We start from the raw sequence: 26,800 nt of genomic DNA on the forward strand, positions 1-26,800 counted from the left end.
CCTATGGATAATGGCCGCGTCGCGGATCGCGCCGTAGGATACCGTCAAGCCTGCCGGCGCGCGTCGATGCGATGCGGCCGGCGGCAGAAGAGCGCGCCGCCCCGTCCAGGCGGCGCAAGGTGCGGAGCAGCGGAAGCGGGTGCGGATCATGTATACGTTCGGGCGGGTGACGGTTTCCCTTGAGTGTCGCGAAGTATGTGTCGACGGACAGCGCCGCTTCGTCGGAGCCCGGGCGTTCGAGATTCTCGAGCTGCTGCTGAAGGCCGACGGCAGGCTCGTGTCGAAGGACGAGATCATGCGGGCGGTGTGGCCGAACACGTTCGTCGTCGAAAACAACATCCAGGTGCACATCGCGGCATTGCGCAAGCTGTTCGGCGGCAAGCACGGCTGGATACGCACGGAATCGGGCAGGGGCTATCGCTTCGCGTCGGCGGCGGACCTGGCCGCGGCCGACCTCCCGCCGGAAACGCCCGGGCACGCGGACGTCGTGGCCCGCGCGGGCGCCGCGCCGCGAAAATGTCCGCTGATCGGCCGTGAAAAGGAGGCCGCCGAGCTGCATGCGCTGCTCGAGCACGAGGCGGTCGTGACGCTCGTCGGCCCGGGAGGCGTCGGCAAGACGCATCTGGCGCTGGAGGTGGCCGCGGCATGGTCGGCCGCGCGCGGCATCGATCTTTGCCGGATCGATCTGGCCGGCCGGCAGGACGGGGCGACGCTGGAATCCGCGGTGCTGGAGGCGCTCGAACTGCCGGGCAGGCCCGATGCCGAGCCTGCCGACGTCGTGCGTGCGATCGGCGAGCGGCGCGTCATGCTGGTGCTCGACAATGCGGAGCAGCACGTCGACGAACTGGCGGATCTCTGCGAAGCGATCGTCGCGGCGAACCCCGGCGCGGTGCTCGTCGTGACGAGCCGCGAGCCCCTGCGCGTCGCGGGCGAGCGCGTCTATCGCGTCGGGCCGTTGGCCGTGCCGCCGGCCGGCGCGACCGACGGCGATATCGCCGCGTGCGCCGCCGTACGCATGTTCCGGACGCGGGCGCGCGCGATGGGCGCCGACCTTGCGGCGGACCCGAAGACGCTGGACGCGATCGCGACCCTCTGCCGCCGTCTCAGCGGCTTGCCGCTGGCGCTCGAGCTGGGCGCCGCGCGTGTCGCGTCGCTCGGGATCCAGGGGCTGGCCGCGGATCTCGACACATCCGTGCTGTCGCTGTCCGGCGGGCTGCGCACGGCCCATCCCCGCCAGCAAACCCTCCGGGCGACCATCGAGTGGAGCTATCGGCTGCTCGACGAAGCGGAGCGCGCCGTGCTCTGCCGCCTCGCGGTGTTTCCGGATGCGTTCCAGCTCGACGCGGCATGCGCGCTGGCCGCGTGCGACGAACTCGGCGCCGGGCGGGTGCTCGACTGCCTGGTCAGTCTTGCGTCGAAATCGCTGCTGGTGGTTCATTCGGTCGGGCTCTCGAAGTGCTATTCGTTCCTCGAGGTCGTGCGCGCGTATGCGCTCGAGCGGCTGGCGGAGTCGGGCGAAGCCGGCCGCGTCCATGCCCGCTGCGCAGCCTTTGCGACCAGGGAGCCGGTGCGCGCGGACGCGCTGCGGCCGGCGCCGGCCGTGGCCGCGCAACCCGTGCTGGCCGGCACGCCGTGGGCGTGAGACGCCGGTTGCACGGGCATGGCGCGAAGCGGTTGCGCCGTGCATCCCGACCGGGGCGTCGCCGCGATGTTCCGGATTGACAAAATTTTCAGGTTTTCATTTCATGGCGATTGTTTGCATCATCGATGACGATGCGTCGGTCCGTAAGAGTCTCGCGAGCCTGCTCAAATCGGCGGGCCATACCGCATTGCCGTTCGCGTCGGGCGAGGAGTTCCTCGCGAGCGGCCCGCTGGACACGGCGTCCTGCGTGCTGGTCGATCTGAAGATGAAGGGCATGAGCGGCCTCGACGTCCAGCGGCTGCTGGTGCAGCGCCGATCGACGATCCCGGTCATCTTCATGTCGGCGCACGGCGATGACGAATCGGTCCGCCGCGCGCTCGCACAGGGCGCGGTCGCGTTCATGCGCAAGCCGTTCCCGTCGGACGATATGCTCAACCTGATCGATCGAATCGCTTCGGCGCCCCCGGCCGCATGATCGTGCGGCCCCGGTCTTCGTTCCATCTTCGATGATGAATCCTCGGATCTATACAGGGAACGCAATGGCGAGCACGCAGGATACGACTCCGGCCGGCCACGCGGGCACGGGCGATCCCGCGCGGATCGTCTGTGGTCGACGACGACGAAACGCTCCGGCGCTCGTTGAGCGCGCTGTTGCGCTCGGCGGGGTTTCGCGCCGAGACGTTCGCGTCGTCGCGCGCATTCCTCGCGTTCGAGCGGCCCGACGTGCCGAGCTGCCTGATCCTCGACGTACGTCTGGCCGGCGAGAACGGGCTCGCCGTTCAGGAGGAGACGGCGCGCGCGGGCCTGAGCGTGCCCATCCTGTTCATGACGGGCTACGGCGACGTGGCCACGACGGTCAAGGCGATGAAGGGCGGCGCGCTCGATTTCCTGACGAAGCCGTTCGACGACGAGGCGATGCTCGACGCCGTGCGCCGGGCGCTTGCCCGCGACGGCGAACGCCTCGCGCGCGAGCGCGTGCTGGAGCCGATTCGCCGCGCCTACGCGTCGTTGACGCCGCGCGAGCGCGAGGTGATGAGCCATGTGATCGCCGGCCGGATGAACAAGCAGATCGCGTCGGCGCTCGGCCTCCAGGAAATCACGGTCAAGGTGCATCGGGCGCAGGTCATGAAGAAGATGCAGGCGCGCACGCTGCCGGATCTCGTGCGCAAGGCCGAAGCGCTCGGCGTCGGCCCGGCCGGCGTGCGCGATTGAGCCTGCGCACCGGCCGCCGCAAAATTCAGAACGTTTCAGCCTGAATACAGGACATTCGCGCCCGGTGCGCCTACATTGCCGACACGGCGACCGCCCGGTCGACGTTGCGGAATCCATTGAATGCAAGACAGGCCGATGCCATGCAGCGACGCGCAGTCGTCATGGGTCGCCCTGCGTGCCCGAGTCCCGCTCCGATATGCTGAACCTCCCTGATACGGTCGCGTACGGCGCGCCGATCGTGCTTGCCGACCTGGCCGCCTGGCGGCTGCTGGGGCGCGGCCGCTCCACGGCGAAAGCGGTGTGGCGATGCGCGGCGTTCGCGGCGCTCACCTATGTGCTGTTCGCGACCGGCGTCAGCCCGCTCGCGGTGCCCGCGTCGCCCGAGCGCATCGGCCGCCTTGCCATCCAGGCGATCTGCGTCGCGTGGTGGCTGCAGTGCGCGATCGTGTTCAGCCTGATGCTCGATCATCTGCTGCTGCCGCGCGCATGGCGCAGCCAGCGGCTGTTTCACGATATCGCCGCGGGCGTCGTCTTCGGCGCGGCCGCGGTCGCCGCATTGGGCTATTCGCTCGGCCTGCCGCTGAGCGGCCTGGTCGCGACCTCCGGGGCCGTGGCCGTGATACTCGGCCTCGCCGTGCAGAACACGCTGAACGATGTGTTCTCCGGCCTGGTCCTGAACACCACGCAGCCGTTTCGCCTGAACGATACGGTGTCCATCGGCGATCTGGAAGGGCGGATCGTCGAAAGCAACTGGCGTGCGACGAAGCTGATCGACAGCCTCGGCAACCTCGTCGTCGTGCCGAACAGCACCGCCGCCCGCGCGACGATCGTCAACCTCAGCGAGCCCGCGAACACGCATGGCGTGACGCTGACGCTCGAGGTCGATCCCGCAGTGCGGCCCGCCGTCGTGATCGACGCGCTCGGCCGGGCCGCCGCCAGTTCGCTCGACGTGCTGGCCAGTCCGGAACCGGTCGCGCTCGTCAAGGCGTTCGGGACGAACTCGGTCGAATACGCGCTCATCTGTTACGTCGACGCGCTGCAGAAGAAGGTGGCCGTGCGCAACCGGCTTTACGATCTCGCCCATCGGCATTTGGCCGCCGCCGGCGTTGCATTGCGCCCGCTCGCGGTGATGGCCGCGGAGCGTGGTCCCGCGTCGCGCCGCGAGCGGCTGCTGCGCGCGGTCGAACTATTCGCGCGCCTCGACGACGAGGACCTCGCGGTGCTCGCCGACACGCTCGCATCGCGCGCGTTCGGCAAGGGCGACGTGATCTATGCGTCGGATTCCGAAACGCGCCTGCTGACGATCGTCGAATCGGGCGTGGCGTCGGTGCGCGTCCCGGGCGCGGCGGGCGACGTGGAGGTCAGGCGGATGGCGCCCGGCGATGCGATCGGCCAGTCGGTCGTGCTCGCCGGCACGCGGCTTCACGCGACCGTTTACGCCGTGACCGCCGTGACGGTCTATCAGCTGCGCGGTCGCGACTTGTCTCCGCTCATCAGCAGCAAGCCCGAACTCGGCAGGTTGATGTGCGAATCCCTCACCGAGCACATCGCGACGGAGGAAAGGGTGATGATTCCGCCGGCCGTGCAGGCGCATGCGTCGTTCAGCCTGGTTGCGTGGATCGAGAAGGAGATGAAGCGCTTTCACGATTCGATCGCCTGAGATGCGGCGATCGGCTGCGGCCCGGTTATCGGGAGCGGCGCAGCGTCGTGAAGGCCCGTTGTAATTCCGCGATGAAGCCGACAGCACGAACGTCAGCCTGGCTGCGTCGCTCGTTGCGTCGCCACCCACGCATCCTGTCCGTTCCGCGTCTCGACCGTCCGGACGAAATCGGAAACGCTCAGCGGGACGGTATCGGCCCTGGCATCCGAACGTGCCTTCCGGGCGACGCCCAGGATCGGCTCCAGGTGTTCATAAAAGCAGGTGAGCTGCCGCGCGTCCGACGCCAGTCGCTCGAGATCGTGCACCGCTTCGAGGATCGCCCGCGAAATATGAAAACGCTGCAGCCCGCGCGTGATGCGAACCTGAAAGACGACGCCGTCACTGTTATGCGGGACTCCTGCCCATACGAGCGAAGCGCTGCCCATGAAGCCTCCGAATGGCCGTATTTGTCGTACCAATATATTAAGCGTGCGTCTTGATGGACACACGGGTATTTCAAAATTGTGACGTGTCACCGATCGGTATTTTTTGCAGCGATCGCAATATTGCGGCGCAGCATGAACACCCGTAGACTGGGCTCGTGCGTTCGAAGCAGTTACCCCTCGGTCGCTCCATGACGGGAGAGCACGCCATGACGACTTCTGCACCACCACCGGGCCAGCCGCCCGCCGTCCTCCATGTATTCGAGCAGGATGGCGGCTGGCATTGGGGCATCACGATTCCGCGTTCCACGGGATGCGGCTTCAAATTGATCGCATTCAGCGAGGAAATCTTTTCCGCCGAGGATGCGGCCCAGCGCGACGGCGCGCGAGCGCTGGCGATCGTCGAGGCGCGCGGCGACAGCTGAAACGCTGCGAAAACGGTCGTTTTTGCCGGGTCCGGCGCGTGTCGCGGCATTCGTGCAGCGCGTGCCGGGTTGGGTGCGAAGCCAACCGTCGGTCGGTCGTTGCCGGTTTCGCGCCCGGGAATGCCGGCCCGTTATACGACCGCGCCGATTCGCGCTTGAATTCGATCGCGCGCATATAATCCAGCCCCGTTTTTATTTCCTTATCCTGACTTTCGGATTCGAGTTTCGACGATCCCGATAACCATATCGATTTCCGAAATTCCGCAGCGGTTTTATTCGAAATCGCACGCAATTCGGCAATGCAATTATCACGAACGCATACGCATGCTGCCAAGCAGCAAAATTCGCGCGATCGCGTCTTGCATCTTCCGGATTTCCTCCTATGCTCAATCACATAACTGCATGGCGCTCCACTCCGGCGATCACGATTTGCCAGCGGGTGGAAGATCGGCCATGTCACCGCTGCGCTCCCCGTGCTTTTCTGATTTCCGCTTTCAAAACGGACGGCGTTTTTTTGCCTCCACCGCGTGGAAATAGCCTTGATGTTGCCTGTTATCGAATTGTCGTGATTCGACCAGTTTGATTGCTGGACACGAAGGAGCATCCCATGAGGCAAGCCAGTCGATCCATCATCTCGCGCGTATGGCCGGCAGCGGTCGCGCATCTGTTCAGCCGGCATCGCGACGCGGCATCGGCCGACGCCGGAGATGCCGCACCGGCGCCATCCCCGGCCCGTTTCGACGCAAGCGCCGCGCAAGAGGATCGCGCGAACCACGCGAGCTGGCTCGACGAGCGTTCGTTCTGCCTCTACGTGCCGACCGATCCCGACGGCGCCGAATGGCAGCTCGCCGCGTGGGCCGACCGGCTGCGCACGCTGGGCCTCGCGTCGATCGTGACGACGGCCCGCGAGCCGCGGCGGGACAGCCTCGACGTGCTCAGCGCCGGCTGCGAGTCGGGTGTCTCCGAGGCCGAGCCCTATCTCGAAGTGGTCGTCGGCGGCGAGACAGGCGCCTTTCTCTACTACCGCGGCGACGAGATCGAACGCGAGCTGGCCGCGTTGCACGAGGTGCTCGATCGCCACGCCCGGGCCGGCCGGCCCGCATCCTGACGCACGCACGACGCACGTTTTTCATGACGGCGCATGCGGGCGTCCAGGGTGCCGCCATGCGTGCGCGTCTTCGCCAAGGAGGCTGTCGCGATGTCAATCGAAGTCATTCCGAGTCAGACCCAGGCCTATCAGCAATGGGTGCAGAGCCTGAACGACACGTACGAGGCGTGGCGCCTGCTCGCCGACACGCAGTTGCGCGTCAGCCTGCTCGCGGTCGAGGCGTTCCAGTCCGTGTTGCGCGACACGATCGACGACAACACCGCCGGCAAGCTGTTCGGCCAGCCGCTGCGCGAAGCGATGGCGGTCGCGGTGCGGCTCGCGGCGCCGGGGCCGGCGAACGACGACGCGGCCAACGCGCACGCGTCCCGGTGAGCGCGCGATGACGACCTCTTTCCAACAGCGGATGCGTGCGTTCGGCACGCGGGCGTGCCTCGTCGCGGCGGGCGAGACCGTCACGTACGACGCGTTTTGCGAGCGGATCGACGCGTGGCGCGGCGAACTCGACCGGTGGGGCGTGCGGCGCGGCGACACCGTCGCGGTGTGCGGCGATTACGCGCCGAACGTCTGCGCGCTGTTGCTGGCGCTCGCGTTCGCCGGTGCGATCGTCGTGCCGATCACGTCGGCCGGCGCGAAGCGCGACGAGTTCATCGAGATCGCGGAAGCGGGCTTCGTCGTGACGTTCGACGCGGCGGGCGCCGCGCAGGTCGAGCGCCGCGCGCCGCCCGCCGATGCGCATCCGCTGATCGCGGGGCTGCGCGTGGCCGACGCGGCCGGCCTGATCCTGTTCAGTTCCGGGTCGACCGGCCGCAGCAAGGCGTCGCTGCTCGATCTCGACCGCATGATCGCCAGGATCGAACGCGCGAAGGGCCGCGCGTATGTGACGCTCGTGTTCCTGATGCTCGATCACATCGGCGGCATCAACACGCTGCTCAACGTGCTGAGCCAGGGCGGCACGATCGTGACGCCGGCCAACCGCACGCCCGATGCGGTGTGCGAAGCCATCGCGCGCTACCGCGTCGAGCTGCTGCCCACCAGCCCGACCTTCATCAACATGATGCTGATCTCCGACGCGGCCGCGCGCCACGACCTGTCGTCGCTGAGGCTGATTACGTACGGCACCGAGCCGATGCCCGAAACGACGCTCGCCGCGCTGCACGACGCGCTGCCGGACGTGAAGCTGAAGCAGACCTACGGGTTGTCCGAGCTCGGCATCCTGCCGACGCAGTCGAAGGATTCGGGCTCGCTGTGGATGAAGCTCGGCACCGACGGCTTCGAGCACAAGATCGTCGACGGCGTGCTGTGGGTGCGCTCGGAAACGGCGATGCTCGGCTACCTGAACGCGCCGTCGCCGTTCGACGATGAAGGCTGGTTCAACACGCAGGACGTCGTCGAGACGGACGGCGACTACGTGCGCGTGCTCGGGCGCCGTTCGGAAATCATCAACGTGGGCGGCGAAAAGGTCTACCCGAGCGAGGTCGAGAACACGCTGCTGGCGGCCGGCAACGTGCGCGACGTCACCGTGTCGGGCCGGCCCAATCCGGTGACCGGCCACGTCGTGGTCGCGCACGTGTCGCTGATCGAGCCGGAAGGGCAGGCAGCGCTCGTTGCGCGGCTGCGTGAATTCTGCGCGAGCCGCCTCGAACGTTTCAAGGTGCCGGTGCATATCGTGATCGACGAAGGCGCGCATCACAACGACCGGTTCAAGAAGGCCAGAGCGTCACGAACGACGGAGCAACCCGTATGAGCGATGCAGACGACGTGGTCATCATCAGTGGCGGCAGCAGGGGGCTGGGGCTCGCGCTGGTGCGCGCGTTCCTGGACGAGGGCAAGCGGGTCGCGACGTTCAGCCGCTCGCGCACGGCCGAGATCGAGAACCTGGTCGAGCGCGACATGCGCGGCGCGCGGTTCCACTGGGCGCAGGTCGACGGCACGGACAGCGCGGCGGTGTCGGCGTTCGTCGCGGGCGTGGCCGAACGCTGGGGCGGCGTCGGCGCGCTCGTCAACAACGCGGGCGTGAGCCACGACGGGCTGCTGACGCTGATGCGCGAGGAGCTGATCGAGCAGATGATCGCGGTCAACCTGGCCGGCACGATCCTGCTCACGCAGTGCTGCGCGAAGTGGATGATCCGCGCGAACCGCGGCGCGATCGTGAACATCGCGTCGGTCAACGCGATTCGCGGCCACGCCGGGGTGGCCGTGTACAGCGCGACCAAGGCGGCGCTCGACGGCCTGACGCGCAGCCTCGCGCGCGAGCTCGGCGGGCGCAGCGTCCGCGTGAACTCGGTGGCGCCGGGCTATTTCGAGAGCGACATGGTCCAGCACCTCGACGAAACCGCGCGGGCGCGCATCGCGCGTCGCACGCCGCTTGGCCGGCTGGCCGACACGGCCGACATCGCCAACGTCGTCGCCTTCCTGGTGTCCGATCGCGCCGCGTTCGTGACGGGGCAAACAATCGCAGTCGATGGAGGCATCACATGCTGACCCAGCCTTTCGATCGCGACGAGACCGAGCGTCTCGTCCATGCGGCGGTGACCAGGATCATGAACCAGCACGGGCTGCCGCCGCGCGAGCCGCGCGACGACGACAAGCTGAACGCGACGCTTGGCCTGAGCTCGCTCGATCTCGCGCAGCTCGTGTTCGATCTCGAACTGACGTTCGGCGCGGACCCGTTCCAGACGCTCGTGCCGATCACGTCGGTGCAGACGGTCGGGCAGCTCGTCGATGCGTACCAGCGGCTGTTCGACGACGCGCCGGTGCCGGCCGATGCCGACGACGAGCTGGCCGAAGCGCAGGCGGCGAGCGAACGCCGCCGGCAACGGCGGGGGGCGCGCGGATGACGGCGACGAACCCGCCGGAGCCGGCCGGCGACGCAACCGCCGCCCCTGACGCCAGCCCGCCGCTCGCGAGCGCGAACGGCGGCGTCGCGATCGTCGGAATCGGCTGCCGGCTGCCGGGCGCGAACGACTGGCGCGCGTTCTGGCAGAACCTCGTCGACGGCGTCGAGTCGATCCGCTTCTTCGACGACGCGACGCTGCTGCGGGCCGGCGTCGATCCCGCGCAGCTCGCCGCGCCGGACTACGTGAAGGCGTCGCCCGTCATCGACGATTTCGATCGCTTCGATGCGGGCCTGTTCGAGTATTCGCCGCGCGAGGCACGCGTGATCGATCCGCAGCACCGGGTGTTTCTCGAAGTCGTCCACGATGCGCTCGAAGACGCCGGCTACTGGCCCGACACCTGCGACGGCTCGATCGGCGTGTTCGCCGGCGCGGGCGGCGTGGTCAGCAGCTACTTCGCGTCGAACCCCGCGCTGCGCGGCTCGACCGGGGGCGTCGAGCACATCGGCAACGACAAGGATTTCCTCGCGACGCGCGTGTCGTACAAGCTGAACCTGACGGGGCCGAGCGTCACCGTGCAGACCGCCTGCTCGACGTCGCTCGTCGCGATCCATCTCGCATGCAGCAGCATCCTGAACGGCGAATGCGACATGGCGATCGCCGGCGCGTCCACCATACGCGTGCCGCATATCGCCGGCTATACCGCGCGCCAGGGCGACATCCTGTCGCCGGACGGGCACTGCCGCGCGTTCGACGCGCACGCGCAAGGCACGGTGTTCGGCAGCGGCGCGGGCGCGATCGTGCTGAAGCACGTCGACGACGCGCTCGCGGACGGCGACCACATCTATGCGGTGATCCGCGGCACCGCGATCAACAACGACGGCGGGTCAAAGGTCAGCTACACGGCGTCGAGCGTGAGCGGGCAGGCGAAGGCGATGCTCGACGCGTTCGCGTGCGCGGGCGTCGCGCCGCGCGCGGTCGGCTACGTCGAGACGCACGGCACCGGCACGGTGGTCGGCGATCCGCTCGAAATCGACGCGCTGACCAAGGCGTTCCGGCGGCATACTTCGGACGCCGGATTTTGCGCGGTCGGCTCGGTGAAGACCAACATCGGGCACCTCGAACAGGCGTCGGGGGTGGCGAGCGTGATCAAGGCCGCGCTCGCGCTCGATCGCGGGCAGATTCCGCCGAGCCTGAATTTCGACACGCCGAACCCGAAGATTCCGTTCGCGCAGACGCCGTTCTTCGTGAACACCGCGCTGCGCGACTGGCCGCGCGACGCCGCGCCGCGCTTCGCGGCCGTCAACTCGCTCGGGCTCGGCGGCACGAACGCGTTCGCGGTGCTCGAGGAGGCGCCCGTGCGCCCGGCGGCGGCAGCGGCAGCGGCGGAGAACGACCGGCCGCTGCACGTGCTTGCGCTGTCGGCCCGCTCGGCGCCCGCGCTCGCCGCGCTCGCGGACCGCTGGCGCCGGTTCCTGGCGACGACGGACGCGCCCGTCGGCGACCTTTGCTACACCGCGAACACCGGCCGCGCGCCGCGCAACGCGCGGCTGACGGTGGCGGGCGGCACGGCCGGCGAGCTGTCGGCGCAGCTCGCGGCCGCGCAAGCGACGGAACGCGGCGGCAAGCGGCCGCTGGCGTTCCTGTTTACGGGCCAGGGCGCGCAGTACGCGGGAATGGCGGCCGCGCTGTACCGCACGCAGCCGGTGTTCCGCGACGCGCTCGAGCGCTGCGACGCGCTGTTGCGCCCGCATCTCGACACGCCGCTGCTGTCGGTCCTCTACGGCGATGCGCAGGCGAAGGCGCTGATCGACCAGACCGCCTACGCGCAGCCGGCGCTCTTTGCGATCGAATGGTCGCTGGCCGAGCTGTGGCGATCGTGGGGCATCGTGCCGGACGCGGTGCTCGGCCACAGCGTCGGCGAATACGTGGCGGCCTGCGTGGCCGGCTGCTACGACCTCGCCGCGTGCCTCGCGCTGATCGCCGCGCGCGGCCGGCTGATGCAGGCGCTGCCGAAGGGCGGCGCGATGGCGGCGCTGTTCGCCGACGGCGAGACGGTCGAGCGGCTGCTCGACGCGAGCGACCCGCAGGCGATCGCGATCGCCGCGTACAACGGGCCCGAGAACACTGTCGTGTCGGGCCGCGCGGACGCCGTCGCCGACGTGTTCGCGCGCGCGCAGCAGGCGGGCATCGGCGGGCGCGAGCTGACGGTGTCGCATGCGTTCCATTCGCCGCTGATGGCGAGCGCGGCGGCCGAGCTCGAAACGCTCGCGGGCAGTTATCACGCCAAGAAACCGAAGATTCCGCTCGTCGCGAACCTGACCGGCGCGATTGCCGATGCGCCGCCGACGCCAGCCTATTGGCGCGACCACGCGCTGCAGCCGGTGCATTTCATTTCAGGCGTGCAGGCGCTCGCGCAGGCCGGCATCGTCGATTTCGTCGAAGTCGGCCCTGGCACGACGCTCGTGTCGCTCGCGCAGCAGATCCTGGGCAGCGACGAGGCCGGCGGCCGGCGCTTTCTCGCATCGATCGGCCGCGACCGCGAATGGGGCGAGCTGACGGCGACGCTCGGCGCGCTGTGGCGCAGCGGTGCGCCGGTCGACTGGCGCGCGTTCGACGCGCCGTATGCGCGGCGCCGCGTGTCCGCGCCGACCTACGCGTTCGAGCGCGAACGCTACTGGCTCGACGCCGGCCGGGGTGGCGCGGCGGGCGGCGCAGGTACGGCGACGGGGCCGGGCGCCGACATTCCCGGCAGGCGCGTGTCGTCGCCGCTCGCCGCGTGGCAGTTCGCGGCGATCTACGACCTCGACGCGATCCCGTGGCTCACCGATCACCGGATCTTCGGGCTGGCCGTGCTGCCGGTGGCGGCCGGGCTCGTCGCGCTCTCCGCGGCCGGGCGCGAGCGGGCAGGCGGCGCGGCGGTCGCGATCGACTCGCTGACCTACGACGATGCGCTCGTCGTGCCCGACGACGGCGCGCGCGCCGTCCAGACCCTCCTGCAGGGCGACGGCGGCGACCTCGACGCCGAGCTCGTGAGCCGTGACGCGGCCGACGACGCATGGCATCGCCACCTGCGCGCGCGCGTGAGCACGCTCGCGGCGCCGCGCCTGGCGCCGATCGCGACGCCGCTGCCCGCGTCGGCCGGCGTCGAGCGGATGACGCCGATCGAGCCGGCGCGTTACTACGATGCGATCGCGCCGCTCGGGTTCGGCTACGGGCCGGGCTTTCGCGGCATCGTCGCGCTGTGGCAGGGCGACGATGCCGCGGTGAGCCGCGTGCAGTTGCCCGAGCACCTCGACGCGGCCGCGTACCCGCTGCATCCGGCCCTGCTGGATGCGTGCCTGCACATCTATCCGGTGCTCGTGCCGGATTACCGGAGCCTGGCGGGCCTCGAAGCGAAGCCGGAAGGCACGTGGCTGCCGATTTCGATCGAACGGTTCGAGATCGCCCGCCCGGGCGCCGATCGCGTATGGGTGAGGGCCAAACGGCGCGATGCGGCGCAGGCGGATGTCATCACATTGGACATCGAGATCTACGGCGACGACGGCGCGCCGGTCGCGCTGCTCGGCGGGCTGACCGTGAAGCCGATCACGCGTGCGCAGATCGCGCCGAACGCGGCTTCGTCGCGCAATCGCGCGCTGCACCGGCTCGACTGGATCGAGCGGCCCGCGCAGCCGTTGCCGGAGAGCCCGGCGGCCGAGCCGTCGGACTGGCTGATCGTCACGGGCGCCGAGCGCACCCTTGCCGACGCACTCGACGCACAGCTGCGCGCGCTTGGGCACCACGCGTCGGTGCTGCCGCTGCCGGACGGCGGCACGGATGCCGATGTCCAGGCAGCATTGCGCGCGGCGCTGGCCGCACGCCCGGCCGGTTCGGCGGGCGCGTTGGGCGTCGTGCTCGCGCATGGGCTCGGCGAACGCGTCGACGAAGCGACCACGGTCGATGCGCTCGCGGCGGCGGAGCGCCGGGCGAGCGGCGGCACGCTCGCGCTCGTGCGGGCGCTCTCGGCGCTCGCCGAAGCGAATGCGGATGCCGGCGCCGAAGCGGGCGCCATGCCGCGTGTATGGCTCGTCACGCGCGGCGCTTGCGCACCCGTGCCGCGCGCGCCGGGCGGCGATCCGCTGCAGGCGTCGGCCTGCGGCATCGGGCGCGTCGCGGCGCTCGAATATCCGGAACTGTGGGCCGGGACGATCGACATCGGCGGCGAGGAGGATGTCGCGGCGCTGGCCGCGGAGCTGTTCGCGAGCGACGCCGAAGAAGAAGTCGCGTTGCGCGCGGGGCATCGTTACGCGTTGCGCCTCGACCGCGACGAGGAACCTGCGCCCGAGCGCATCGTGCCGCCGTTCGATCCGGCCGCGACCTATCTGCTCACGGGCGGGCTCGGCGCGCTCGGGCTGAAGGTGGCGGACTGGCTGATTACCGCGCAGGGCGTCCGGCACCTGGTGCTGACCGCGCGCCGCGCGCCCGGCGAGCAGGTCGCGCCGGTGCTGGCGCGGTGGCGGCAGCAGGGCGCGAACGTGGTCGTCAAGCAGGCCGACGTCGCGCGCGCGGCCGACACGCACGCGCTGATCGCGCAGATCGGCGCCGAATTGCCGCCGCTGAAGGGCGTGTTCCACTGCGCGGGCAATCTCGACGACGGCGTGCTCGCGCAGATGGACTGGGACAAGTTCGCGCGCACGACCGGCCCGAAGGTGCTCGGCGGCTGGGCGCTGCACGCGGCCACGCGCCACCTGCCGCTCGACCATTTCGTGCTGTTTTCGTCGGTGCTGAGCGTGACGGGCGCGATGGGGCAGGCGAACTACGTCGCCGGCAACGCGTTCCTCGACGGCCTCGCCGAGTATCGCCGCCGGCTCGGGCTGCCCGCGCAGGCGATCAACTGGGGGCCGTGGGGCGGCGCGGGCCTCGCGACCGAATCGGGCGAGCGCGGCGAGGCGATCTGGCGCGCGCGCGGCACCGAATACATCGACGCGGAAGCCGGCATTGCGCTGCTGCACGCGATTCTCGCGCGCGGCCTGCAGCAGGCCGTCGTCACGATCACCGAGTGGCCGCAATGGGCCGCGCAGTATCCGAAGCGCCCGGCGCTGCTGGAGCGGCTCGTGCGCGGCGCGCCGGCGCAGGCGGCCAATGCGCTGTTCACGCGCGCGCAGGTCGATGCGCGGATGGCGGCAGCGCCGGAAAGCGAACGGCGCGACGTGCTGCGCGACATCGTCAGCCAGATGGTGCGCGCGGTGCTCGAGATCAAGGGCGAGTTCGACGCGACGCAGCCGCTGCGCGAGCTCGGCCTCGATTCGCTGATGGCGATCACGCTGATCAACCAGCTCGACGCGGCCGTCGGCGTGCGCCTGCCGGCCGCCGCGATGCTGAAGGGGCCGAGCCTCGAGCAGCTCGTCGACGAGCTGCTGCCGAAGGTCAAGGTCACGGCCGGCGGTGCGGCACCCGAGCCGGCGGGCGCGGCGAGCGCCGCGCGTGCGGTGTCGGCTTCCGCCTCTGCGTCGATACACGTGGCGCCCGCCGCGCTGCCGGCGCAGAGCGAACGCTGGCTGGTCGAGATCCGGCCGAATCCCGCCGCGCGCTACCGGCTGATCTGCTTCCCGTTCGCGGGCGGCGGCTCGGCGATCTACCGCGCGTGGGCGAACGGCACGGACCCGCACGCCGAGATTCTCGCGGTCGAGCCGCCCGGGCGGCTCGCGCGGATCGGCGAGCCGCCCGTGAACCGGATCGGCGCGTTCGTCGACGGGCTGCTCGCGGAACTGCGCCCGCTGCTGGACAAGCCGGTCGCGTTCTTCGGGCACTGCATCGGCGGCCTGACGATGTACGAGACGGCGCGCGCGCTGATCGAGCGCGAGGGCATCGCGCCCGTGCACCTGTTCGCGTCGGGCGCGCGGCCGCCGCACCGGCTCGTCGCCGACGCCGCGTTCGAGCGCAAGCTCGCGGCCACGCTCGTGGGGCTGCGCGAGTTCGACATCGTCGCGCCGCTCTACCGGCAATCGGACGAGGTGCTCGCCGAAGCGCTGCGCCACTTCCAGATCGACGCGACCGAGCAGATGCTGGCGATACCGGAGCTGCGCGAGCTCGTGCTGCCCGTCGTGCGGGCGGAGTTCGAGATGGCGAGCCGCTACGTGTTCGTGCCGAATTCGCCGTGGACGATGCCGATCACCAGCTTCCGCGGCAAGGACGACATCTACGTGACGCACGAGGACGCGCTTGCGTGGCGCGATTTCACGACCGGCGAATTCAATCTGTTCACGCGTGACGGCGCGCATTTCGGCGTCGTCGACGATCGCGTGTTCATTCTGGATGCGATTTCGGACGCGCTGGCCGCGTGAGCGCCGATGGCCGCCGATCGAACGATGTCGAACCCGTGGTTTCCGTCGGCAACGCCGACGGCGGCGGCGCGCCTGTCGCTGTTCTGCGTCGCGCATGCGGGCGCCGGCGCATCGGCGTTTCGCGACTGGCGCCCCGCGCTGGCGCCCGCGATCGACGTGTTCGCGGTGCAGTTGCCGGGCCGCGAAAGCCGCTTCGACGAGGCGCCGCACACCCGCATGGAAGCCGCGGCGGACGCGATCGCCGCCGCGATGCAGCCGCATCTCGACCGGCCGTTCGCGCTGTTCGGGCACAGCATGGGCGGCGCGATCGCGTTCGAGCTCGCGGCGCGGCTCGCCCGCGCGCCCGAGCACCTGTTCGTGTCGTCGTGGCTGCCGCCGAACCCCGCGCGCCCGAGGCGCTTCATGGAGCGCGCGACCGACGCGGAGCTGCTCGATTCGGTGTGCCGCTACGGCGGCATGCCCGACGTGCTGCTGCGCTACCCCGACTTCGCGCAGGAATTCGTGCGCGTGCTGCGCGCCGACATGACGCTGCTCGATGCGTATCGGCCGGCGGGCGTGCCGCCAGGCTGCCCGATCACCGTGCTCGGCGGCGCGGACGATCCGATCGTGCGGGCCGCCGAACTCGAACGCTGGCGCGCGCACGAACGCGTGGCGGCGGTGCGCGTGTTTCCGGGCGGCCACTTCTACCTGCGCGACGCGCAGCGGGCGGTGCTCGACACGATCGGGCGGCAGTTGCTCGGCAATCCTGCTGATCTGCAACGCGCCACGCTCTAGCGCCGCGCGAGGAGAAGGGAACATGGACGACGACGTACGCTATTTGCTCGACATGAAAAGCCGGATCGCGCGCATCCGCGAATACACGCGCGACGGCCGCCGCGCGCTGTTCGGCTCCGACCTGTTGCAGGACGCCGTCGTGCGCAACATCGAACTCATCGGCTATACGTGGACGTGCCTCAGCCCCGATTACCGGCTGCGTCTGCCGGATTTTCCATGGCGGCTGATCGGCACGCGCGCCGAATACCTGAAGCACACGCACGACCCCGAGCGCCTGAGAAAGCTCATCTGGCTCGCGGTGCGGCGCAGCGTGCCGCAGCTGGAGCGGGCGATTCGCCAGCAGTTTCCGGAGCTCGACGACGATCCCGCGCAGAACCCGGCGCCCACGGCGGCACGTTCCGGTTCGCGGCCGGCCTCGAAGCGGGGCGCGCGGGCGGCCGAGCGCGCGGTGCCGGCCGAAGAGCAGGAGTAAAGCACGCACGAGCGGGCACGAAGGAGAGACGCATGAGCCTTGCCGGAAAGACCTTGTTCATGTCGGGCGGCAGCCGCGGCATCGGCCTCGCGATCGCGCTGCGGGCGGCGCGCGACGGCGCGAACATTGCGATCGCCGCGAAGACCGCCACGCCGCATCCGCAGCTCGAGGGCACGGTCTACACGGCCGCGCAGGCGATCGAGGATGCGGGCGGCCACGCGTTGCCGCTGGTTGCCGACATCCGCGACGAAGCGCGCGTGCAGGAAGCCGTCGCCGAGACGGTCGCCGCGTTCGGCGGGATCGACATCGTCGTGAACAACGCGAGCGCGATCCGCCTGACGGGCACGCTCGACACGCCGGTCAAGCGCTACGACCTGATGCACGGCGTGAACGGGCGCGGCACCTTCGTGTGCGTGCAGGCCTGCCTGCCGCATCTGCTGAAATCGGCGAATCCGCACGTGCTCACGCTGTCGCCGCCGCTGTCGACCGACCCGAAGTGGTTTCGCGACTACCCGCCGTACATGATCGCGAAGTACACGATGAGCCTGTTTACGCTCGCGTTCGCGGCCGAATTCGCGAGCGTCGGCATCGCGGTCAATTCGTTGTGGCCGAGGACGACGATCGCGACCGCCGCCGTGCGCAACGAGCTCGGCGGCGCGGACATGATCGCCGCGTCGCGCCGGCCCGAGATCGTGGCCGACGCCGCGCACGCGATCCTCACGCAGCCGGCGGCCACCTGCACCGGCAACTTTTTCATCGACGACGAGGTGCTGCTCGCCGCGGGCGTGCGCGATTTCGCGCAGTACGACGTGCAGGCGGGCTCGCCGCTGCAGGCGGATTTCTTCGTCGACGCGCTGCCCGGCATGCGCGCCGCGCACGCGATCGCGAAGCGCACCGCATCGCCGTAACGCGCCACGGCGCGAGGGAGATGATGATGAGCGCATCCCGCTTCAAGGCATTGATGCTGAAGGAAACCGACGACGGCGTCGCGCCGTCGATCGAATGGCTGGGCGTCGACGATCTGCCGGACGGCGACGTCGTGGTCGACGTCCATTATTCGAGCATCAACTACAAGGATGCGATGGCGCTGGCCAATCGCGGCATCATCCGCACGTTTCCGGCGATACCGGGCATCGATCTCGCCGGCGTCGTCGCGACGTCGGCCGACGCGCGGTTCCGGCCCGGCGACCCGGTCGTGCTGACCGGCTGGGGGCTCGGCGAGCGGCGCTGGGGCGGCTTCACGCAGGTCGAGCGCGTGAACGCCGACTGGCTCGTGCCGCTGCCGCCCGGCCTCACGCTGCGGCAGGCGATGGGGATCGGCACGGCCGGGCTCACGTCGATGCTGTGCGTGCTCGCGCTGGAGCATCACGACGTGCGCCCCGCGAGCGGCGAGATCCTCGTGACGGGCGCGAGCGGCGGCGTCGGCAGCCTCGCGATCGTGATCCTGTCGCAGCTCGGCTACCGCGTCGTCGCGATGACGGGCCGGCCGGGGCACGACGGCTACCTGAAGTCGCTCGGCGCGTCGCGCACGATCGGCCGCGACGATTACGTCACGCCGCGCAAGCCGGGGCGCCACGGGATGGAACCCGAACTGTTCGCGGGCGTGGTCGACACGGTGGGCGGCCCCGTGCTGTCGACAGCGCTCGCGCGGCTGTCGTACGGCGGCTGCGTGGCCGTCTGCGGGCTCGTCGGCGGCATCGAGCTCGAAACCACGGTGTTTCCGTTCCTGCTGCGCGGCGTCACCGTCGCCGGCATCGATTCGGTGCGCTGCCCGACGCCGCGCCGCGTCGAGGCGTGGCAGCGGCTCGCGCAGTGCGTGCCGGGCGCGGTGCTCGACGGGATGATTCGCGAGGTGCCGCTCGAACAGGTGGTCGACGCGGCGGGCGAACTGGCGAAAGGCCAGGGGCACGGCCGGACGGTCGTCAACCTGAGGGCGGCGCCGTGAGCGCTTTCGCGCTTTTGTTTCGGATTTAAAAATGGAATATCGAAAAGAGAGCGAAAAGTAAACGATCCCGGTCGCGTCCGATCAGCAAGGCGTACACGGCTCGCGATTTAAACGCCCGGCTTGTGATTGGATTCACCGCAAGCTATATATAACTAACGCATTCCATCCCGTCGCCAATGCGGAATGCGGTGATATAACGCGCGATCGCAATCATCATGTGCGGCACGGGAATGTGGAATGAGCGACAGTGGGTCTTTCGCCAGGGAAATAGTCGACATCGATTGGCCAGGGGTTCGACGCGCGGCCTGGCGCGGGATGTGGGTCGCCGCATGCTTCGTCGCGATGTCGGTTCCCGCCGCGTGCGTGGCCGCGGAACCCGGCGTGAACGACGACACGATCCGCGTCGGCATGGTCAACGCGCAGTCAGGCGATGCGGCAGGCCTCGGGCGCGCGCTGCGCATCGGCGCGCAGGCCGTGTTCGACGACGCGAATGCGCGCGGCGGCGTGCACGGCAGACGGATCGACCTCGTCGTCGCCGACGATCAGTACGACCCGGACAGGACCATCGACGGCACGCTGGAGATGATCGAGCAGCGCAAGGTCTTCGCGCTGTTCGGCTACGTCGGCACGCCGACGACGACGGCGGTGCTGCCGATCGTCAAGGACACCGGAATACCGCTCGTCGGCGCGTTCACCGGCGCGATGTCGCTGCGCAGGCCGGTCATTCCCGAAGTCGTCAACATTCGCGCCAGCTATGAAGACGAGACGCGCGTGCTGGTCGACCATCTCATCGCGCGCGGCGGCGCGACACGCTTCGCCGTGTTCTACCAGGACGACGCGTCCGGGCTCGCGGTGCTGGCGGGCACGCGGCTGGCGCTGCGGCGCCACGGCCTCGACGTGGTCGCCACGGGCACTTTCCGCCGCGGGACGACGGCGGTCGAGACGGGGCTCGTGTCGGTGCTCGAGGGCCGGCCGGACGTCGTCATCATGGTCGGCCCCTACACGCCGGTCGCCGCATTCATCCGCGCCGCGCGCCGCGAGGGCCTTCAGGCCCGGCTCGCGACCGTTTCGTTCGTCGGCACCGACGACCTGCTGCGCCTCGTGGGCGCCGACGGCGACGGCATGCTGATCACGCAGGTGGTGCCGCTGTCCCGCAGCGACCGCGACGTCACCCGCGACTGCATGCGGCTGATCGCGCGCCGCTTTCCGGAAGAGCCCGTCGGCGTGGTGGGGCTCGAGGGCTGCATCGATGCGAAGGTCATGTTGATCGGGCTCGAACGCGCGGGCCCCGCGCCGACCCGGGCCAGCCTGTTGCACGCGCTCGAGTCGATCCGGCATCTCGACATCGGCGGCGTGGTGGTCGACCTGGGGGCGGACAACCATCAGGCGTTGAATACGGTGTTTCTCTCCGAGATCGAGCGCGGCCGGGTCGTGCCACTGGGCGAACCGGCCAGGTAACGCATCCGGACGGCCGCGCGCGGGCCGTCTCCATCGAGGGGGATGCATGGATATCAAGGCCAAGCTTGTCGCCAGCACCAGCCTGATGCTGCTGGGCGTGCTGGCGATATCCGCGACCAGTCTGCTGGCCGTGCACGGCATCGCATCCGGCGTGCGCACGCTGACGACGGAGTCGCTGCCGTTGCAGACGCACAGCAACACGCTGCAGCGCACGTACGGCGACCTCGTGACGGATTTCGGCCGGCTCGCGCAGGCGCAGGACGGGGCCGGGCAGGAGGCGGTGACGGCGGCGATCGGCGCGCAATTGCAGCGGATCGCGGTCGAAGCGGCGGCCATCCGCGCGATCGACGCGCACGGCGTCGACGTGCCCTCCGCCGAGCTGCGCAGCATGCTCGCGTCGATGAACGCAGGCGTCGGCCAGCGTTTGCGGAGCAACGCGATGCTCGACGCCGAAAGCGCGCGGGTCGCGCATGTCCGGGAAAGCAGCGCGGCGCTGCTGGGCGTCATCGGCAAGGAAACCGGCCGGCTCGACAGCCGGGCCGTGGCGGCCGTGACCGACGCGCTGGCGGCCAACACCGCGTCCAACCGGGCGATTCATGCGCTGGACCAGGCCCGTGCGGACGTGAAGGATGTCATCGTCCTCGTCGACGCGATCGACGACGCGCCGTCCCGATACCGGCTCGTCCCGCTGGGCGAGCGGCTGAAGGCCGCGCTCGACGGCGCGCGCAATGGCGTGGCGATCGCCGCGGCGAATGGCGATGCCGATGCGACGCGGGACGTCGTGGCGACGCTCGGGCGGCTCGAGACGGATCTCCTCGACGGCGCCGCAGGCCTCGTCGCGCTGCGCGGCAGGGCGCTCGCGGAGCCGGCCGTCAAGGCCCGCTACCGGGCCGCGAAGGCCGGCCTCTCGACGTCGCTCCAGTCGCTGGATACGAAGCTCGCGGAGATCGTCGATCCGTACGCCATGCGCATCTTCAAGGCGCGCCGGCGTCTCGACGAAGCGACCGCGTTCCAGCAGCAGGCCGCGCGGATCAAGTACCTGTCGGTGCTCGTCAACGGCCGCATCGAGGAATTGACGGCCCACTTGCGTGTGGCCGCGCAAAGCGCGGACACCGGGCAGCTCGCGCGCGCCGATCGCGAGATCAGGACCGGCGTCGACGCACTCGCCGAATCGGCGAATGCGCTGCGGGCGGCGCTCGTGGCCAGCGGGCAGGGCGAATTGAGCCGCACGCAGGACGTGGTCCCGCTGGCGGCCGAGCTGGCCGGATCGGCCCGCCGCATCGTCGCGACGAAGCAGCGGACGCTGGCCAACGACGCGGCCATGCAGCGCATCGTCGCGGATATCGACACCACCGCGAACCGCCTCGAGGCTGCCGCGGAACAGGCGGTGCTGCGCGTCGACCTGCAGCAGCGCAGCATCGTGTCGCAGGTGTACCGCGCGATGGCGGGCGCGGTCGCGATGATCGTCGTCGTGTCGCTGCTGCTCGCGGTGGTCGGTCTCGCGATCAGCCATCGCATCGGCACGTCGATCTCGCGCCCGCTGTCGAACCTGACGCGCACGATGGCGCGCATTCGCGGCGGCAGCGACCTGTCGCTGCGCATGCGTCACCACGGCACCGACGAAGTCGCGACGCTGATCGCGGGCTTCAACACGATGCTCGACGAAATCGAGCGGCGCGACGTCGAGCTGCAGGCCGCGATCGCGGCGGCGGAGGCGGCGAATTCGGCGAAGTCGGAGTTTCTCGCGCGGATGAGCCACGAAATCCGCACGCCGATGAACGGCGTGCTCGGCATGACCGAGCTGCTGCAGCGCACGACGCTCACCGCGAAGCAGCGCAACTTCGTCGACACCGTGTACCGGTCCGGCCAGACCTTGTTGACGATCATCGACGACATCCTGGATTTCTCGAAGATCGAAGCCGGCAAGCTGGTGCTGGAGCGCATCGCGTTCAACCTGTATCAGCTGCTCGACGACGTCGTGTCGCTGCTCGAACCCATGGCCCGGCGCAAGGCGCTCGCGCTGCGCTTGCGCAAGCATGACCCGGTGCCGCAATGGGTGCGCGGCGACCCGGTGCGCTTGCGGCAGATCCTGACGAACCTGGTCGGCAACGCGATCAAGTTCACCGAGCGCGGGCAGGTGGAGCTGGCCGTCTCGTCGCCGGAGCACGGCCTCGTCGTGTTCACGATCGCCGACAGCGGCATCGGCATCGCGCCGGACGTGTCGGCGCAACTGTTCAAGCCGTTCCAGCAGGCCGACAGCTCGACCGCCCGCCAATATGGCGGCACCGGGCTCGGGCTCGTGATTTCGCGGCAGTTGGCCGAGATGATGGGCGGCACGCTCTCGGTCGAATCCGCGCCGGGCCAGGGCTCGGTGTTCACCGTGACGGCGCGGCTCGAGCCGGCAGTCGGCGCGGGCGCGGCCGCCACGGGCGCGAGCCGGTCGCTGGCCGGGCTGAAGGTGCTGATCGCGGACGACAGCGAGACCGATCGCAGCGTGCTCGTCGAGCATGCGATCGAATGGCAGCTGCGCGTCGCCACGGCCAGCGGCGGCGACGACGCGCTGGCGCAGCTGCGGGCCGCCGCCGCCGACGGGCAGCCGTTCGACCTGGCCATCGTCGACGTGCGGATGCCGGGCATGGACGGCATCTCGCTCGTGCGGCACATCCGCGGCGATCCCGCGCTGCGCGCGCTCAGGATCATCACGCTGACCGCGTTCGAGCGGATGGACAGCATCCAGGTCGCGCGCGAACTCGGCATCGACGCGCGCCTGACCAAGCCGCTCCACGGTGCGGACCTGTACGCGTGCATCGCGTCGGTGATGCGCGTGACGCCGCCCCGGCTGCCGTCGGCGGCACCGGCCGATGCCGACGCCGGCGCCGCGCCGGAGGACGGCCCGCCGTACGGCGCGATGCCGGCGCGCGTGCTGCTGGTCGAGGACAACCCCGTCAACCAGCAGATCGCGCTGGCGATGCTGGAAGACACGGGCTATGCGGTAGAGGTGGCCGAAAACGGCCGGGAGGCGCTGGACAGGCTGCTTGAAGACCGTTTCGACGTCGTGCTGATGGACTGCCAGATGCCACTGATGGACGGCTTCGAGGCGACGCAATGGCTGAGGCTGCGCGAGGCGGAGACGGGCGCGGCGCGGCTGCCGGTCATCGCGCTGACGGCCAATGCGATCAGCGGCGACCGGGAGCGGTGTCTCGCCGCCGGCATGGACGACTACCTGAGCAAGCCGTTCAGCCGCGATGCGCTGCTGAAGATGCTCGCGCGCTTTGCGCGGGGCGACGGGCGGTCGACGGCGCAGGCGCATGAAGAAGCGAACGACGCGGCAGTCGACGTGGCCGCTGAAGCGATCGCCGATGCGGTAGTCGACGTGGCCGCTAAAGCGACCGCCGATGCGGCAGGCGACGTGGCCGCTGAAGCGACCGCCGATGCGGCAGGCGACGTGGCCGCTGAAGCGACCGCCGATGCGGCAGGCGACGCACCCGCTGAAGCGACCGCCGACGCGGCAAGCGCCGCTCCGGACGACGACGCGAACGTGATCGACCGCAAGGCGCTCGACGCGTTGCGCGCGCTGCAGCGGCCGGGCCGGCCCGACGTGCTGACGCGGATCATCGACCAGTTCGACCTCGATGCGCCGCGGCTGATCGCGGGCATGCACGCGGCCGTCGCGGCCGGCGACGCCGATGCGCTGAAGCTCGCGTCGCATACGCTGAAATCGAGCAGCGCGAACGTCGGCGCGCACGCGCTGTCGGTCCGCTGCCGGGAGATCGAGCAGCTGGCGCGCGCGGCCGACGTCGCGGCGGCGGCGAGCCTGGTCGCCGGCGCGGCGGCGGATTTTGCGCGCGCGCAGGCCGTCCTGCGCGCGCAACGGGTGGACGTGGACGCGAACACGGCCGCGCGCGCGCAGCCGGAGAAGGAGGGAACCCAGCCGTGAACGATCGACAATCCGACGCACCGGTGATCCTGGTCATCGACGACGACGCGATGACGCGTCTGCTGGTGGCGGAAACGCTCGAGCCCGACGGTTTTCGCGTCGAGGAGGCGGCAGCGCCGCAGGAAGGCGTCGACGCGTTCCTGAGGCACCGCCCCGACCTGGTGTTGCTCGACGTCGAGATGCCGGGCGGCGACGGCTTCGAATGCTGCCGGCAACTGCGTGCGCTGCCGGAGGGGCAGCGCGTGCCGATCGTGATGCTGACCGGCAACGACGACGACGCGTCGATCGCCAGCGCCTTCGACGCCGGCGCGACCGATTTCGTGTCCAAGCCGATGCGCTGGAAGCTGCTCGGCTACCGGATCCGCTATCTGCTGCGGGCCGCCGCCACGCTCGAACAGCTCGCGAACACCGAGACCAGCCTGACCCATGCGCAGGCGCTGGCGCACGTGGGCAACTGGGCGTACCAGGCCGGCCGCCAGGACGGCTATTGGTCGCCGGAGCTGTACCGCATCGTCGGCCTCGATCCCGAACGCACGCCGGCCACCTTCGACCGGCTGCTGCAATGCGTGCCGGCCGACGAGCAGCCGCTGCTGATCCAGTCGTTCACGAGCCTGCGCACCGAGGGCGCCGCGTTCACGCTCGAGCATCGGCTGATCCACGCGGACGGCACCGAGCGCCACGTGCTGCACCAGGCCGAGGCGGGCCGCGACCTGAACCACGCGATCATCCTGCGCGGCATCGTGCAGGACATCACCGAGCGCAAGGTGCAGCAGGGGCGCATCGAATACCTGGCCAACCACGATGCGCTCACCGGGCTGCCGAATCGCAACCTGTTGAGCGACCGCATGGAGCAGGCGATCTCGCACGGGCGGCGCACGGGGCAGCTGGTCGCGGTCATGGTGCTCGACCTGGACCGCTTCAAGCACGTCAACGACACCTTCGGCCATTCGGTCGGCGACAGCCTGCTGAAGGCCGTCGCGGTGCGCCTCAAGGAGGCCGTGCGCGACGGCGACACGGTCGCGCGGCTCGGCGGCGACGAGTTCGTCGTGATGCTGGTCAACCTGTCGACGCCGGCGGATGCGGACGTGGTCGCCCGCAAGGTGCTGGGCATTTTCGCCGCGCCGTTCGCGTTCGACGGGCACGACCTGCACGTGACGACGAGCATCGGCATCAGCCTGTGCCCGATCGACGGCACCAGCGCGGAAGCGCTGCTGCGCACGGCCGACGCCGCGCTGTACAGCGCGAAGGAGCGCGGGCGCAACGGCTACAGCTTCTACACGCGCGAGCTGGGCGTGCGGGTGGAGGAGCGGGCCGGGCTCGAGAACGCGCTGTATCAGGCCGTGACGAACAACGAGCTGGAGCTGTACTACCAGCCGAAGGTCGACCTGAAGACCGGCCAGATCAGCGGCGTCGAGGCGCTGATTCGCTGGCGGCGCCCCGGCATCGGCGTGATTCCGCCCGACCGGTTCATTCCGATCGCGGAGGAAACCGGGCTGATTCTGCCGATCGGCGAATGGGTGCTGCGCACCGCGTGCGAGCAGGCCGTCGCATGGCAGCAGGAAGGGCATCCGCCGATCCCGATCGCCGTCAACCTGTCGGCGCGCCAGTTCCAGCAGCAGAACGTGGCCGAACTGGTGCGCACGACGCTCGCCGAAACGGGCCTCGCGCCCGCGTGGCTCGAACTCGAGCTGACCGAGAGCGTGCTGATGCAGGACCGCCGCTCGATCGCGCAGACGCTGCAGGACCTGAAGGCCCTCGGCGTCGTGCTGTCGCTCGACGATTTCGGCACCGGCTATTCGAGCCTGTCCTACCTGAAGGATCTGCCGATCGACGTCGTCAAGATCGACAAGTCGTTCCTGAGCGACGTGACCACGAGCGCGGAAGGGGCGTCGCTGACGCGCTCGATCATCGCGATGGCGGAGTCGCTGAACATGGAGACGGTGGCCGAGGGCGTGGAGACGGAGGCGCAGCTGTCGTTCCTGAACCGGCATCGCTGCCACGCGATGCAGGGCTACTACTTCAGCCACCCCGTCACGGGCGCGGAAATCGCCGGCATGCTGGCCGTCGGCACCGAACTGCCGGATCATTGCCGGCGGCGCGAGCTGCTGCACCGCACGCTGCTGCTGGTCGACGAAGACCGGTCGGCGCTGCAAATGATCCGGCGGGCGCTCAGCCGCGACGGCTACGAGATCCTCGGCGCGACCCATTCCGGCGAAGCGCTCGAACTGCTCGCGCGCCATCGTGTGGGCGTGATCGTGTCGGCGCTGCCCGGCATCGATCTGCTGCAGCGGGTCAAGGCGCTGTACCCGGACGTCGTGCGCATCCTGCTGTCCGGCTACGCTGACGCACAGGCGATTGCCGGCACGTTCGACGACGGATCGGTGCAGAAGGTGCTGACCAAGCCGTGGGACGTCGCGCTGCTGCGCCGGCACATCGCCGAGGCGTTCCAGCAGTTCGAGCGGGTCGACGTGATGGTGCCGCCGGCGCAAGGCCGGCGGGGCGTGGACGTTGCATACGCCGACGAGGGGGCGCGCCGCGACACGGCTTGAGTGTCGGCCGGGCCGGCGCGCTGCCTTCCGGGGCAT

Annotated in this window: 19 protein-coding genes; 18 read left to right on the forward strand and 1 reads right to left on the reverse strand. The window is 69.9% G+C overall.

All coding sequences use genetic code 11. The features are described from left to right. Nucleotides 1-166 precede the first annotated feature (166 nt). The 4 genes from ABFO07_RS32300 (at nucleotide 167) to ABFO07_RS32315 (ending at nucleotide 4,514) form a co-directional block, all read left to right on the forward strand. Nucleotides 167-1,642: an ATP-binding protein gene (locus tag ABFO07_RS32300; protein ID WP_347469931.1), complete on the forward strand. Its 1,476-nt coding sequence runs from the start codon at nucleotides 167-169 to the stop codon at nucleotides 1,640-1,642. Between the two features lie 103 nt (nucleotides 1,643-1,745). Then, on the forward strand, nucleotides 1,746-2,117 hold the full coding sequence (locus tag ABFO07_RS32305; RefSeq protein WP_059880621.1) for a response regulator transcription factor: 372 nt from the start codon (nucleotides 1,746-1,748) through the stop codon (nucleotides 2,115-2,117). Nucleotides 2,118-2,248: 131 nt separating this feature from the next. Then, nucleotides 2,249-2,854 carry a response regulator transcription factor gene (locus ABFO07_RS32310; RefSeq protein WP_347469932.1) on the forward strand — a complete coding sequence of 202 codons (606 nt, stop codon included), beginning with the start codon at nucleotides 2,249-2,251 and terminating at the stop codon, nucleotides 2,852-2,854. 196 nt (nucleotides 2,855-3,050) lie between these two features. After that, entirely contained in the window at nucleotides 3,051-4,514 is a 1,464-nt protein-coding gene (locus ABFO07_RS32315) for a mechanosensitive ion channel family protein (protein WP_059959289.1), read from the forward strand. Between the two features lie 92 nt (nucleotides 4,515-4,606). Here ABFO07_RS32315 and ABFO07_RS32320 read toward each other — a convergent pair whose 3' ends face one another. Further along, complete coding sequence (locus tag ABFO07_RS32320; protein WP_347469933.1) at nucleotides 4,607-4,939, reverse strand: hypothetical protein; 333 nt, start codon at nucleotides 4,937-4,939, stop codon at nucleotides 4,607-4,609. A gap of 188 nt (nucleotides 4,940-5,127) precedes the next feature. On the opposite strand from ABFO07_RS32320, the gene ABFO07_RS32325 reads away from it, so the two are divergent. From ABFO07_RS32325 to ABFO07_RS32390, 14 genes are all read left to right on the forward strand, one after another. Beyond that, nucleotides 5,128-5,361, forward strand: coding sequence for a hypothetical protein (locus ABFO07_RS32325; RefSeq protein WP_230953203.1), 234 nt, complete (start codon nucleotides 5,128-5,130; stop codon nucleotides 5,359-5,361). A gap of 607 nt (nucleotides 5,362-5,968) precedes the next feature. Further along, a complete protein-coding gene (locus ABFO07_RS32330; protein WP_347469934.1) occupies nucleotides 5,969-6,469 on the forward strand; it encodes a hypothetical protein in 501 nt (166 codons plus the stop codon). 90 nt (nucleotides 6,470-6,559) lie between these two features. After that, on the forward strand, nucleotides 6,560-6,841 hold the full coding sequence (locus tag ABFO07_RS32335; RefSeq protein WP_060149246.1) for a hypothetical protein: 282 nt from the start codon (nucleotides 6,560-6,562) through the stop codon (nucleotides 6,839-6,841). A gap of 7 nt (nucleotides 6,842-6,848) precedes the next feature. Then, a complete protein-coding gene (locus tag ABFO07_RS32340; RefSeq protein WP_059908121.1) occupies nucleotides 6,849-8,213 on the forward strand; it encodes an ANL family adenylate-forming protein in 1,365 nt (454 codons plus the stop codon). Beyond that, the gene (locus ABFO07_RS32345; RefSeq protein WP_059566840.1) at nucleotides 8,210-8,950 is read left to right on the forward strand and encodes an SDR family NAD(P)-dependent oxidoreductase; all 741 of its coding nucleotides are present in this window, start codon (nucleotides 8,210-8,212) and stop codon (nucleotides 8,948-8,950) included. The genes ABFO07_RS32340 and ABFO07_RS32345 overlap by 4 nt, the downstream gene beginning before the upstream one ends. Continuing rightward, a complete protein-coding gene (locus ABFO07_RS32350) occupies nucleotides 8,944-9,306 on the forward strand; it encodes an acyl carrier protein (protein WP_185640476.1) in 363 nt (120 codons plus the stop codon). Before ABFO07_RS32345 ends, ABFO07_RS32350 begins: the two co-directional genes overlap by 7 nt. After that, nucleotides 9,303-15,629 carry a type I polyketide synthase gene (locus tag ABFO07_RS32355; RefSeq protein WP_347469937.1) on the forward strand — a complete coding sequence of 2,109 codons (6,327 nt, stop codon included), beginning with the start codon at nucleotides 9,303-9,305 and terminating at the stop codon, nucleotides 15,627-15,629. Before ABFO07_RS32350 ends, ABFO07_RS32355 begins: the two co-directional genes overlap by 4 nt. Nucleotides 15,630-15,635: 6 nt before the next feature. Next, the gene (locus ABFO07_RS32360) at nucleotides 15,636-16,403 is read left to right on the forward strand and encodes a thioesterase II family protein (protein ID WP_059566843.1); all 768 of its coding nucleotides are present in this window, start codon (nucleotides 15,636-15,638) and stop codon (nucleotides 16,401-16,403) included. Between the two features lie 22 nt (nucleotides 16,404-16,425). After that, nucleotides 16,426-16,875, forward strand: a complete 450-nt coding sequence (locus ABFO07_RS32365; protein WP_059566844.1) for a HepT-like ribonuclease domain-containing protein — start codon at nucleotides 16,426-16,428, stop codon at nucleotides 16,873-16,875. A gap of 32 nt (nucleotides 16,876-16,907) precedes the next feature. After that, entirely contained in the window at nucleotides 16,908-17,783 is an 876-nt protein-coding gene (locus ABFO07_RS32370) for an SDR family oxidoreductase (RefSeq protein ID WP_059566845.1), read from the forward strand. Between the two features lie 23 nt (nucleotides 17,784-17,806). Beyond that, nucleotides 17,807-18,820, forward strand: coding sequence for an MDR family oxidoreductase (locus ABFO07_RS32375; RefSeq protein ID WP_347469938.1), 1,014 nt, complete (start codon nucleotides 17,807-17,809; stop codon nucleotides 18,818-18,820). 381 nt (nucleotides 18,821-19,201) lie between these two features. Continuing rightward, complete coding sequence (locus ABFO07_RS32380; protein WP_260430380.1) at nucleotides 19,202-20,278, forward strand: ABC transporter substrate-binding protein; 1,077 nt, start codon at nucleotides 19,202-19,204, stop codon at nucleotides 20,276-20,278. A gap of 46 nt (nucleotides 20,279-20,324) precedes the next feature. Further along, on the forward strand, nucleotides 20,325-24,215 hold the full coding sequence (locus ABFO07_RS32385) for a response regulator (protein WP_347469939.1): 3,891 nt from the start codon (nucleotides 20,325-20,327) through the stop codon (nucleotides 24,213-24,215). Next, nucleotides 24,212-26,764, forward strand: coding sequence for an EAL domain-containing protein (locus tag ABFO07_RS32390; RefSeq protein ID WP_124490627.1), 2,553 nt, complete (start codon nucleotides 24,212-24,214; stop codon nucleotides 26,762-26,764). Before ABFO07_RS32385 ends, ABFO07_RS32390 begins: the two co-directional genes overlap by 4 nt. Nucleotides 26,765-26,800: the final 36 nt, after the last annotated feature.

It is taken from the genome of Burkholderia stagnalis (assembly GCF_039848545.1).
In the GTDB taxonomy this organism is placed as follows: Bacteria; Pseudomonadota; Gammaproteobacteria; order Burkholderiales; family Burkholderiaceae; genus Burkholderia; species Burkholderia stagnalis.